9 protein-coding genes are annotated in these 12,217 nt (G+C 34.1%); 2 read left to right on the top strand and 7 right to left on the bottom strand.

Annotated features, from left to right (window positions below; genetic code table 11):
* Nucleotides 1-331 precede the first annotated feature (331 nt).
* From LNP81_RS22040 to LNP81_RS22010, 7 genes are all read right to left on the bottom strand, one after another.
* Nucleotides 332-1,255, bottom strand: a complete 924-nt coding sequence (locus LNP81_RS22040; protein ID WP_230039434.1) for a helix-turn-helix domain-containing protein — start codon at nucleotides 1,253-1,255, stop codon at nucleotides 332-334.
* Between the two features lie 206 nt (nucleotides 1,256-1,461).
* Entirely contained in the window at nucleotides 1,462-2,025 is a 564-nt protein-coding gene (locus LNP81_RS22035) for a 2'-5' RNA ligase family protein (protein ID WP_230039433.1), read from the bottom strand.
* 64 nt (nucleotides 2,026-2,089) lie between these two features.
* On the bottom strand, nucleotides 2,090-3,460 hold the full coding sequence (locus tag LNP81_RS22030; protein ID WP_230039432.1) for an alginate export family protein: 1,371 nt from the start codon (nucleotides 3,458-3,460) through the stop codon (nucleotides 2,090-2,092).
* A 3-nt stretch (nucleotides 3,461-3,463) separates the two neighbouring features.
* Nucleotides 3,464-5,251: an amidohydrolase gene (locus tag LNP81_RS22025; protein WP_230039431.1), complete on the bottom strand. Its 1,788-nt coding sequence runs from the start codon at nucleotides 5,249-5,251 to the stop codon at nucleotides 3,464-3,466.
* 47 nt (nucleotides 5,252-5,298) lie between these two features.
* Complete coding sequence (locus LNP81_RS22020; protein WP_065449042.1) at nucleotides 5,299-5,988, bottom strand: hydrolase; 690 nt, start codon at nucleotides 5,986-5,988, stop codon at nucleotides 5,299-5,301.
* A 229-nt stretch (nucleotides 5,989-6,217) separates the two neighbouring features.
* Nucleotides 6,218-6,532, bottom strand: coding sequence for a hypothetical protein (locus tag LNP81_RS22015; RefSeq protein ID WP_230039430.1), 315 nt, complete (start codon nucleotides 6,530-6,532; stop codon nucleotides 6,218-6,220).
* An 841-nt stretch (nucleotides 6,533-7,373) separates the two neighbouring features.
* The gene (locus LNP81_RS22010; protein ID WP_230039429.1) at nucleotides 7,374-8,405 is read right to left on the bottom strand and encodes a helix-turn-helix domain-containing protein; all 1,032 of its coding nucleotides are present in this window, start codon (nucleotides 8,403-8,405) and stop codon (nucleotides 7,374-7,376) included.
* A 107-nt stretch (nucleotides 8,406-8,512) separates the two neighbouring features.
* Between LNP81_RS22010 and LNP81_RS22005 the strand changes: the two genes are divergently transcribed.
* Nucleotides 8,513-10,906, top strand: coding sequence for a TonB-dependent receptor (locus LNP81_RS22005; protein ID WP_230039428.1), 2,394 nt, complete (start codon nucleotides 8,513-8,515; stop codon nucleotides 10,904-10,906).
* A 24-nt stretch (nucleotides 10,907-10,930) separates the two neighbouring features.
* Nucleotides 10,931-12,169, top strand: coding sequence for a DUF4374 domain-containing protein (locus LNP81_RS22000; protein WP_230039427.1), 1,239 nt, complete (start codon nucleotides 10,931-10,933; stop codon nucleotides 12,167-12,169).
* The last annotated feature ends 48 nt before the right edge of the window (nucleotides 12,170-12,217 follow it).

The following is a 12,217-nucleotide window of genomic DNA, read 5'->3' as shown; positions in this document are numbered from 1 at the left end:
TTCGATCTTTTAAATTGATAAGACAAAGGTAGGAGCGAAGTAGGAATGGGGAATTGTAAATATCAAATCGATGTTTGCGAAATTCAAATCAGAGGGAAATTAAATTCCAATTTTTTGAAGTTCCAAATTCCAATTCTCATTTTATGTCTTCCTGAGCGAAGTCGAAGGACACACACTGTAGAACGCACTGTACGGATTCAGCATGAGATCCTTCGACTTCGCTCAGGAGGACAAACTCTTGAGAAACTATTCTGCGCAATCCAAAAATCTAAAATCTAAAATCTAAAATCTAAAATCTAAAATCTAAAATCTAAAATCTAAAATCTAAAATCTAACTCCTAAAAGCAAGAGGCGTAAATGTCGTTTGTTTTTTAAAGAAATTAGAAAAATGCGCCAACTCTTCGAAGCCCAATGAAAATGCGATTTCAGAGATGTTCCAATCCGTTTGTTTTAAAAGGATTTTGGCTTCATTCGTTAATCTTGTAGTGATTAATTCAGTGGTGGTTTTTCCGGTGTTTTCTTTTAAAACCTTATTCAAATGATTGACGTGAACAGATAATCGTTCTGCAAAATCTTTGGCTGTTCTTAGTTCTAATCTTTGGTTTGGTGATTCAATAGGGAATTGTCTTTCCAGTAATTCTGCAAATAAAGAAGAAACTCTTGCCGCCGAATTATGCTTAGAATATAAAGCAGTTATAGGCTGTAATTTTTGACCAAAGTGAATTAACTCAGCAACATAATTACGAATCAGATCGTATTTGTAAATATAATCTGAATTGATTTCTTTTTGTATTTTATTGAAAATCAATTCAACTTCTGCAACTTCTTCATCTGTAAGCTGAAAAATAGGATATCCGTCTGAAGAAAAAATAGGCAATTCATCTAAGTCAATTCCGCTTTTATTTTTGGATAAAAACTCACTCGTAAAAACACAAAATTGCCCGGACTGGTTGGTGTCTTGCGGCACATAATTGTACGGGATTTTTGGCGTAGCAAACAAAAGTCCTTGCTTTTCGATTTCGATTATTTTATCGGCATACTCGGCTTTATTCTTACCACGAATTAAACTTATCTTGTAATAAGCTCTTCTGTCGTAAGGCATTCCCGGTTTTCCCTGCATACGTTCTAAAAGTTCTTTAATGTCAAATACATTAAAATGCCCAATTTCTTTTTTGATGTCGTTGGGTAATAATGAACTTGGTTCTATGGAAGAACCTTCGGTGATGTCCTGATAAAATGAATCGAGTGATTTCATAAGATGAATTGTAAAATTCAAATATACGAAAAATAGATTTTAGTTTCAGGTTCTTTGCTTTGGGTAGATTTAACCGCAAGGTGCGCTAGTAATTTCTCGCAAAGACGCAAAGTCGCAAAGTTTATTGCCTTTGTGACTTTGCGTCTTTGCGAGATTAAATAAGGCAGCTTTGCGAACGTTGCTTAAGACCCTTGCGAACCTTGCGGTTAAAAAAGGCTCCCCTGAATTAATTCCGGCTGAGGATTACTGCCAAAGGGGAAAGTTTCTAAGATAAAATATTGCCTTTTAATGGGATCAAATTCTCTTAATATAATGGCATCACATAAAAACTCCATATTAATGGTAGTGAATAAATCACGGGCAATTTGGATGTTTTCGGGCTCTAGATTTCGTCCTATTGAAATATGAGGGTCATCGCTTCTGTCCTTACTGGCAATCAGAAGTGCTTCCTGAATTTTTTTCATAATAGGTTTTAGGTCTGCTTTAGAATTTTCGCTCGGGGATATAAAGAAAGCCCGACTTTCCTCATAAGCGTTAAAATGATCTAAATGAATTTGAACAGGAGTTAAAGTGTCAGCGACTTTCAAAAGTTTTTGTATGTACTTAGCAAGTTGATTTTCATTTGCTTTAAATCCACCAACTGTAATATGTGCCACAGAATTGCAGCTGCCGTACCATCCAATTCTATTGAATAATTCTAATTTTAATTTTTTGATTATTTCAATTCCATCTTCTGAAGGATGAAAAACAACAGAATATTTCTTTTCCATTTTTACATCTGGTTTTACGCAAATTTAAAATTTAAATTTCATTGTCAAATTCACGTAAAAATAATCAGAATTTAAATTGAGCAGTCAAAGCCCCATAAAAATAATCTTTTCCTGTACCAACCTCTTTTAAGAATGAACCTGCATTAAACCAACCGGTTTCAAGTGTAAAAGAAAGAAAGTCATTCATAGCATAATCTAGATTTGTAATCAATTGAGAACCTATAAAACGTTCTGTAGTGTCTTTTCCGGAATACAATAATTGCATATTGGGCGCGTATAAACCATCGCTTATTGTTTGTCTCCAAAAAATATCATAATCAAATCCCAAACCCAATTTTTTAGTTAATTCTAAATTAATCGACGGATGAATATCAATTAAATTAGACGGGCCAATTAAAGCTACTAATCCGAAATAAGCGCCTCTTGGATATAAGGGATTAAAGGTTTGTAAATGATTATCATCTGAATGTTTATCTCCTGAAATAATTTCTGTTTTCAATCCGATTTCGGGACTGAATTTCACATTTTCAAAAGTATAACAGGCAAAAGAAGAAAGTGTCCAGGCGGAAATTGTTTTCTCACTTATTTTTCCGAATTGGTAAAGTGCTTCAAAATCGTATTTCCAGTTTCCTTTGTTTTTCCAGATTCTGGTTCCTAAAGAGTGTCTGGTTTCTTCTCCAATAGCATCATCAAAAACGGAACGGCTCTTCCATAATCCTAAATAATATAAATCGATATTTTCTACAAATGGTACTTTATGAATCACAGTATAACTTCCCCAGAATTTGGCATTTTCATTGAATTCATCATTAAAGGTTCCGGTTTTATTCGCGATCGGATGAGTGAAAAAGGCATCGGTCTGCCAATTTCTATTTTTATAAAACAATTTGATTCCGTCAAAAGCAAGTCGGCTGTTTGGGCCTTCTCGAACTGCTACCAAACGCTGCGAACCGTACATCATTTCCTGTCTTCCGGAACGTAATGTAAATTGTTCGCTTTTATTATGAATAAAATCGATATCTAAAAAAGCCTGATGAATATCGAGCTGATTTTCATCTACCGGACTCGGATCTATTTTGCTGTTTGCCAGACTGCTTTGAAATTCTACAAAAGTTCTGAAAATTCCCAAATGAACATCAGCATGAAGCAGATAACGGGAAAGTAAATAGCCGTCGCCTTCGTCAGATTCATCGCCCCATTTATCATTTACAGTATAAGTATATTGCCATCTGGCTTCCCCGCCAATAGAGGCGAAGTAATTGCTATTTTTGCTCAGCGGAATATATTTGATTTTCTCGTATGCGTTTTTGGCCGAATCTGTTTGTAAATAAGTAGCATCATCGTCATACCGCAACTTTTGAAATACGGGGTTTTGTTGTGCATTTGTGGCTGAAATGAATCCCAAAAACAGCAATAATCGGAATAGTGTGTTCATAATTTAGTTTTTTTGATATCCGCCAAAATAGTTTACAGGACTCCAATCCGGAATTGCTTTTGGAGTAGGTTGAGCAAAGTTTCTAAAATCATCATCAGCATAAACTACTTTACCGTTTACAACTGTAAGTTTCGATTCGATGTTTAAAATTTGCTCTTCAGGCGTGTTAAAATAATCATCAGAAAGAATGGCAAAATCGGCTAATTTATCTGCTGTGAGCATTCCTCTGTCTTTTTCGATATTGATTAACTGTGCGCTTCCGTAGGTAAATAATTTTAGTGCCGTTGTTCTGTCTACTATATTTTCGTCATTCATATATTTTAAACCGCCCAGTGTTTTTCCTGTAGTTAACCAATATAAACCAACCCACGGATTGTAACTTGCTACACGAGTTCCGTCAGTTCCCATTCCTACTTTAATTCCTAATTCTAATATTTTCTTTAGCGGAACTGTGTTTGCAGCTGCTGCTTTGCCATATCTTTTTATGAAACTTTCTCCCTGATATGCCATTCTATGCTGAATTGCCAATCCGCCGTTCAGCGCTTTTATGCGTTTTAAGTTTTCTACAGAAACCGTTTCTCCGTGATCAAAGAACCATAAAAGTCCGTTTAGGGGATTTTCTTTGTTGATGTCTTCAATAACATTTAAAAATCGGGTGATGCTTTCGTTATATGTGGCGTGAATTCTAAACGGCCATCTGTTTTTTACCAATAAAGACAACACTTCTTTTAATTGTCCTTCCATCGCCGGGCTTAATTCAGGTCTTGGTTTGTCGAAGTTTTCAAAATCTCCGGCACTCATTACTAAATTTTCTCCTGCACCCTGAACATGGTATTCTACTTTATCAGAATGGTCGTCGTCGTCACATCCTTCGCCAATTTCTACAGTCTGCATCCATTTGGTATAATCGTTTAGTTCTGTTCCTGCTTTTTGTGCAAACAAATAATAAGGCATTCTAATGGTTAAATCGCTGTCTTTGCATAAACCGTTGGTTACGCCGTAATCGTCAGGGAAATTTTGAAATCCGCCTCCTGCATCCATAATTGCTGTTACGCCAAGTCGGTTCATTTCGGTCATAAATTGTTTAGTCGAATTGAATTTTTCATCTTCAGTTAATTCCGGAAGTTTAGCAAGTGTCGAGTATAAAATAAAAGCGTTTGGTTCTGCCACTAATAATCCGGTTGGGTTTCCGTTGGCATCTTTTTCAATCAATCCCGCATTTGGGTTTGGTGTATTGGCATCTATTTTTAAGGCTACGATTCCGGCCTTGTTTAGATAAGCGTGACCGTATAAATGAAGAATAAATGCCGGAACATCTCCTGTAGCTTCATTAATTTCTGCTAAAGTTGGTAATCTTTTTTCTTCAAACTGATAAGCATTCCATCCGCCAACAACGCGAACCCATTGGCCTTTTGGCGTTCTTTGTGCTTGTTCTTTTAGCATTGCCAAAGCTCTTTTTAGAGTACGAACACCATCCCAGCGCAACTCGGTATTAAAGAATCTTCCACCGCGTATAATATGCATGTGTGAATCGAATATTCCGGGAATAATTACTTTTCCTTTGGCATCTATTACAGTTGTGTTTTTGTTTTTTAGTTTTAAAATGTCGCTGTTTTTTCCGGTTTTAAGGATTTTTCCATCGGCAACAGCCATTGCTTCTACAATCGTATTTTTATCGTCTAAAGTATGAATTACAGCATGATGAACGATAAGTGTGGCTCTTTTGCCTTGAGCGAAAACAGGCAGGGAAATGATGAAAAGAAAAGCTAGTATTTTGAAAGAGAGTTTCATGGTTGTGGTATTTTTTGTTGGTTTTGAATGATTTAATTAAAAATTAATTAGTGTTTCAACATTTCGTGAGCGTATTGAACACCAACACCGTAAGCACCACCGTATTTTTTAACTAAATCTGTTACAGGTACATAAGTTTCCTGACGAGCCCAGTCGCGTTGTAATTCTAATAAATACTGTAATGAAGTTACCGGATGAGCACCTGCCTGAACCATACGGGTTACGGCCATTTCGTGTGCTTCTTTAGAAACATCGCCACTTGCATCTGTAATTACATATACATCATAACCTTCGTTGATTGCTGATAATGCTGGCCCAACGATACAAACGCTTGTCCATAAACCTGCAAAAACCAGTTTCTTTTTACCTTTTGCAACTATAGCTTTATGAGCAGGAATATCTTCCCAGGTATTCATTGAAGTACGATCGATGTAGTTTGAAGTAGCTTTTGGATAAAATTCTTCGATTTCACGAAAAACGGGTCCGCTAAATGACTTTTCTGCAACGGTTGTTACAATGGTAGGAACTTTGAATATTTTTGAAGCTCCGGCAACTAAAGCGGTGTTGTTACGAAGTTGATCGATTGGAATGTTATTTACTGCAAATGCCATTTGGCTTTCGTAATCAATAAGTACTAATGTGTGGTTGAAAGGATCTAATTGTGCAGGACTTGGTTTTTGAGCGAATCCAATAAAAGTTACAAATAATAATGCTGCGGTAAGGATTAATTTTTTCATGATAATTTATTTTTGTTGTGAATAAAAAGGTTTTTTAAAATATTTTGTATTTGATTTTCAGTGTTTTGCATTCAGATTAAATGCTTTGTTTGTAATGTTTTGATTTTAAAGGTTTTTTCAAAAAAGGCAATAAAGTTCCTAACGATATATCGTCAATTTTTTATTGGATATTCGTGAATGAAATGCTTTAAAGCTTTTTAATGAATTTAAAAAAGGAAAATTCTGCTACCTAAATTTTTCCTTTTAGATGTAATCGGTGAAGGATTTCTGATTTTAATAAACCGCTTCCTCCTCCAAAATGTTCAATTACTTCGACTTCGGGTTGTTGTTCTAAACAAAAAGAAGTGAACTTTTTTTCGACATGATCTTCGATTCCGGAACTCAAAAGAACAATGTCGATTTTGTGATTTTGAAAGTATTCCTGAGCTTCATTCTCGTGATGAAAAGCAACTGCGTTCCAGTTTTCATCTGCATTTACAAGTCGAAGTAAAATGGCCAGGATCGCTTCGTTTTTTCCGAGTAATAAGAATTCAAGAGTTTTCATAATCGTTTTTTTTTGTTTAAGTTTCTAAGAGGCTGAGTTATTAAGTTACTAAGTTTTTTTTAGGCTTTAATTTTTCAGTTGGATAGAACTTGTAATTTGTTTTACAAATGTATTCGTTAATTCAATTTTGTTCGCTTAATCTAGGACAAGAAATGTAATTTTCTACAATTTGATGATTTCAGGTTTAAGATGGCAGCTTTTTTTAAGAACTAATAATTTGTTTGACAAATGTATTGGTTAACTCAAAAAGCTTGGCTTAATCCAGGACAAGAAATTAATCTTTAGTCGAAGTATGTTTTTCAGGTTTTAGATTCAGTTTTAAAAAGAACGATTCATTTATTTGACAAATGTATTACTAAGCTAAAAAGTAGTCGCTTAATCTAGGACAAGAAATTAAGTTTCAATTTTTGAAAGCTAATTTGGAGATTCAGCTGTAGGATTTCTATATCATTTTTTTTAGAAATAATAATTTTTATAAAAAAAAAATAAGTTATAATTGTTTGAAAAAGAGGCGTAATGTCAAGTAAAACAATAAATTAAAATTGAATGATTATAAATAAGAGAAAAAAAAGAGTACCAAATGTGGAAACCCGTAATGTTTTCTCTAAAGGAGCTTGTAGATTTGTGTTATAGAAATTGATATTGACGTTGTTTTTGCCTTTTTAAACAGCATTTTTTAATTTCTATGTTACTGTTTTTGGAGAAACATTTTTTTTAGAATGAAAATTTGACACCATTTCATAGTGGTTATCTTTGTATAAGTTTGCAAGACATACAAGAAAGTCTAATTTTTATAGGGTTTTTAGATTTTGTTAATCAAAGTCTGAAAACCCTTTTTTTATTAGCTTAACAGTAAAATTCCCGTAATCCAAAAATGAATATGGTCCCAATTGATTTTGAACTTTTGAGGTGAAAAACCATAGAAGTTTTTAAAAGCTGCCGAAAAATGAGACACATCTTTATAGCCACATTTGTATGCTACATCACTAACTGTCGAAGCTTTATTCTGAAATAATTCTTTGGCATGCTCCATTCTGAGTTTAATAATATAACTTTTCACGGTAGTTCCAAAACAAGCTTTAAACCCTTTTTTTAGTTTAAATTCATTTAGCGAAATCAACCTTGAAAGTTCTGCCAATGTTGGTGCGTGAACATAATCGTTGTCTAGTATTTGTTTGGCTTCTAATAATTTATTGTAATCGTCTTCATCAATTAAATCTTTTTGTATGGGTATGGTAATGATTGTTTCAAGCTGATGTATAAGCAGTTCCCTGATCTTAGTTTCGATATACATTTTTTTTAGGGCACCCTGACGGTTACAGTTCTTTATTTCGTGAATCACCCATTGAATTGCCGGCGTAAAGGGAATATATTTCGAAGTAAGATAGCTCGATTTTTTAAGCAGGATATTTTTTGAAAATTTCTCATGAAGTTCCCAATCTTCATTGATGATATTGTAATAAAAGTCTTTTGACAAGATTATAGAAAAGTAATTAATTTCTTCAAAGGCAGGTATTTTTATAGTTGCTTTATATTTTGTAGCGTAAAATATATTATGAGTATTCTTTTTTGAATATTTTTCTGTTTCTAATTCATCAATATGAGTTTCGACGTTATTGCAGTAAATAAAATTCATCACCACAGATTCTTCATCAATTTCAAAAATGATAGTTTGAGGCGTTGAAAAGAGCATTTGTGTATCAAGCAAAACCATTCCTTCGGTGATTAAATGATGGCTCTTAATTTGTTCTGAATCACCATTTTTTATATTTACATTCTCTTCTGTTAAATAATTTTTTGGGTAATAAGTGTCACCAATTTCAATTTGAATAAGTGACTTTTCGTGTGCTAAAATTTTCGATTTGATCTTCAAAATATAATCCGTTTTTACAAAATAATAATCCGTTTTTCCCTATCTTTTTTCGAGTTGTTGATGGTACTTTTGCGCCAAAGTTATTTATAATTAGTCTAATTAAAGATATGACAACTCACAAATTTTTATTTTTTAGTATATTTTTTTTCTTTTCGGTCTTATCGCATTCCCAGCAAAATCAGGGTTTTTTCGTCATTGGAGAGGTAACAGAAAATTCCGGACAAACAATTCCGTATGCCACGATAAGTATCGAAAAAACGAACTTCAGCATGATTTCGGATGAAAATGGGAGTTTTATTTTCAAAAATATAAAGCCGGGAAAGTACACTTTAAAAATCACTGCAATTGGTTTTTCGAACTATAAAAAAAATATTGAAGTTTCATCGGCAGATGTCAATTTTAAGGTTCGCTTAGAAAATGAATTAAACGAATTGGAAAGTGTTACGGTTTTAGGACGTACAGCAACCGATAAAGTAAATAAACAAGCTTATAATGTAACGGCTCTTGATGCTAAAAAGCTTCATAATACTACGCTTGATTTGTCTCATGCTTTAGACAGAGTTTCCGGTGTTCGTGTCCGTGAAGCTGGTGGAGTAGGTTCAAGATCAGAACTTTCGATAAATGGTTTCTCGGGAAATCAAATCAAGGTTTTTATTGATGGAGTTCCCATGGATAATTTTGGATCTTCTTTTCAGCTGAATAATATTCCTGTAAATCTTGCTGATCGTGTCGAAGTTTACAAAGGTGTTGTACCCATTTGGCTGGGCGGTGATGCTTTAGGAGGTGCGGTGAATATTGTGACAAATAGCAAACCAAGAACTTATGTTGATGCATCTTATTCTTTTGGATCTTTTAATACGCATCGTTCTGCTGTAAATGCGGGTTATACTGCTAAAAGCGGATTTACGACAGAAATAAATGCTTTTCAAAATTATTCTGATAATAATTATTGGGTCAATGTTGATGCAGCCAATTTGTTTTCGGGTCAATATTATCCAAATCAGCGTGTACGAAGATTTCATGATAATTACCATAACGAAACTGTGGTTGTAAACATTGGAATTACTGGAAAAAAATATGCTGATAAATTGTTATTTGGCCTTACAGCAGGTCAAAATAAAGCAGACATTCAAACAGGAGCAAGAATGGAAAGTGTGTTTGGATCTGTTTATTCAAAAGGAAATATCCTGATGCCAACTGTAAAATATCAGGTTAAAGATCTTTTTACAAAAGGGTTGAATTTTAACCTTACGGGGAATTTTAATTTTGGAGAAGAAAAAAATATTGATACCGTATATATCAGATATAACTGGTTTGGCGAGAGCAGAAAGTTTGACGGTTTAGGAGGAGAGCGCAGTCGCACGTTGCGTAAATTCAAAAACAATAACGGAATTGCTACAGCAAATGCCACTTATAGTTTGAACGAGAGACATTCATTTATGTTAAATAATACCTTCAACACTTTTGATCGTAAAGAAAGTGATGAGTTGGTTCCTGAATCTTTAGTGTACAAACAACCTAAAAAATCACAAAAAAATGTAATAGGACTAGGTTATAAGTTTGATTATAACGAGAAGTGGAGTACATCTGTATTCTTAAAAGATTATTCTCTAAAAACGACTTATTCCAGAAGTTATAACCCATCTGGAAATACCGGAGATATTGCATACCAGCAGTATGTAGACCATACTTCTGTAATGGGATATGGTGGAGCAACAAGCTACTATATCAGACAAAATTTGCAGGTAAAAGGATCTTTCGAAAAAAGTTACCGTTTACCAAATCCACAGGAAATCTTTGGAAACGTAAATGAAAATATTGCCGGAAATCTTGACCTTAAACCGGAGACCAGTAATAATTTTAATGCTGGAGTGAGTTATCAAACTAGCTTTAGAAAAGTAAATGCCATGACATTTGATCTGAACTTTTTGTATCGGGATGCTACAGATTTTATACGTTCTGAGCTGAATATAAATCAAACCATGCAAACCAACGTCAATCAGGGCCGAGTGACTAATTACGGAGTAGATACAGAGATTCGATATTCATACAAAAACCGATTTACTGCAGGTGTAAATATGACTTATCAAAATCTTCGTAACATGACAAAATTTGAGCCAGGTCAGGAATATGTATCGCTTTTTTACAAAGACAGGGTGCCAAACATCCCCTATTTATTTGGAAATTTTGATGCGACGATATTTTTTAATGATTTTATAAAAAAAGGAAATAATTTATCTGTAGGATACAATCTTCTTTATGTCTATGATTATTATTTGTCATGGCCAAGCCGTGGTATTCAGTCTAGTAAACTGGATATTCCAACACAGTTTAATCACGATATAAATATTGTTTACACGCTTGCAGACGGAAAATACAATATAGCTTTTGAATGTAAAAATGCATTAGACAATAAGCTGTACGACAACTTTTCGTTGCAAAAACCAAGTCGTGGCTTTTACCTCAAATTCAGATATTTTTTCGATAAATCACGTAAATAATTTAATAATTCAAACCATAATAACATGAAAAAAAGTAGCAAATTAATTTTGTTCTCAGCTTTAGTAGCTTTTACAACGTTCTCTTGTAGTAGTGATTCTGATAAACCCGGAAATGAAACAGGCGGTGGAGTAGACACCGGAAAAACAAAATATATAATTACTGCCACTACGGGAGCAGCAGGAATTGCAGATTATTTGTTAACTGCTGATGATATTTCTAAAGGGTCTATTACTACAACCGGTAATGGTATCGAACAAGACGGATCTTACCGCTATTACATTACAGCGCAAAATAATTTTTTTAGTTTATTATACGGACAAGGAAATCCTGGTGCTGTAACAACTTATAACCTTAATGCAGAAGGAAAGTTAATTAAGAAATCTAATTTTCAGGCAGAAACGGTACACGTTTTTACAGCTGTAAACAAGGATATTTTAACGATTAAAGTTCCAAGAAGCGGTGCGGCATCTATTGCTCAAATGTATAAAATTGATGCAGAAAAATCACTTATTACAGGTGAGGCGCAACAAGACACGAAAAAATTAGCAGGAAACGGTGAAAGAGCCTTTTTTACCTGGGCAACTCAGGTGGGCGAAAAAGTGTATATGCCTTATATGAGTATTAAAGGTGACGGAGTTGATAATTTTGGAACTAAAAACCCTGACAGTACATGGGTTGCGGTATATACATATCCAGAACTTAAATTAGAAAAAGTGATCAAGGATAACCGTACCAGTTATTTAGGAGGTTATTTCACAAACGGATTGTATCAGGACGAAAACGGAGATGCTTACGGTTTCTCAGGAGCAGTTGCTACAAGCAATTCTGTTGTAACTTCGACTAAACCATCTGCTGTGGTAAAAATTAAAAAAGGAACTACTGAATTTGATAAAACGTATTTCTTTAATGTACAGGAAAAGTCAGGAGGATATAAAATTGCTTCATCCAGCTATATCTCTAAAGGAAAAGTTTTGCTACAAATGTATGGTACGGCAGGAACTAATAAAGGTGCTGCTAAACTGGCAATTGCTGATGTTTACAATCAAACTTTTACATGGGTAACTAATGCGCCTGAAACAATTAGTTTTACAACAGTAGAAAGATATAATCTTGTTAGCGAAGACGGTACATCTGCTATTGTTGGTATTAATACTCCTGAAGGAAACTGGATTTACACAATCAACGGCTCAACTGCTGTTGCTGCTAAAGGAATAAAAGTTGAAGGTGGTCAGATTACTGCAATTGCAAAATTAAAATATTAAAAATTGGTTTCTTTTGGACCGTAGGCCTTTCGGGGCTTGCGGTTTTTT

The sequence above is a fragment of the Flavobacterium piscisymbiosum genome (assembly GCF_020905295.1).
Taxonomy (GTDB): Bacteria; Bacteroidota; Bacteroidia; order Flavobacteriales; family Flavobacteriaceae; genus Flavobacterium; species Flavobacterium piscisymbiosum.
This window is presented reverse-complemented; position numbering and strand designations above follow the sequence as displayed.

Excerpts from the sequence above, each read along its gene's own strand:
- LNP81_RS22040 (WP_230039434.1), bottom strand. The coding sequence starts at position 1,255 with ATGAAATCACTCGATTCATTTTATCAGGACATCACCGAAGGTTCTTCC.
- LNP81_RS22035 (WP_230039433.1), bottom strand. The coding sequence starts at position 2,025 with ATGGAAAAGAAATATTCTGTTGTTTTTCATCCTTCAGAAGATGGAATT.
- LNP81_RS22030 (WP_230039432.1), bottom strand. The coding sequence starts at position 3,460 with ATGAACACACTATTCCGATTATTGCTGTTTTTGGGATTCATTTCAGCC.
- LNP81_RS22025 (WP_230039431.1), bottom strand. The coding sequence starts at position 5,251 with ATGAAACTCTCTTTCAAAATACTAGCTTTTCTTTTCATCATTTCCCTG.
- LNP81_RS22020 (WP_065449042.1), bottom strand. The coding sequence starts at position 5,988 with ATGAAAAAATTAATCCTTACCGCAGCATTATTATTTGTAACTTTTATT.
- LNP81_RS22015 (WP_230039430.1), bottom strand. The coding sequence starts at position 6,532 with ATGAAAACTCTTGAATTCTTATTACTCGGAAAAAACGAAGCGATCCTG.
- LNP81_RS22005 (WP_230039428.1), top strand. The coding sequence starts at position 8,513 with ATGACAACTCACAAATTTTTATTTTTTAGTATATTTTTTTTCTTTTCG.
- LNP81_RS22000 (WP_230039427.1), top strand. The coding sequence starts at position 10,931 with ATGAAAAAAAGTAGCAAATTAATTTTGTTCTCAGCTTTAGTAGCTTTT.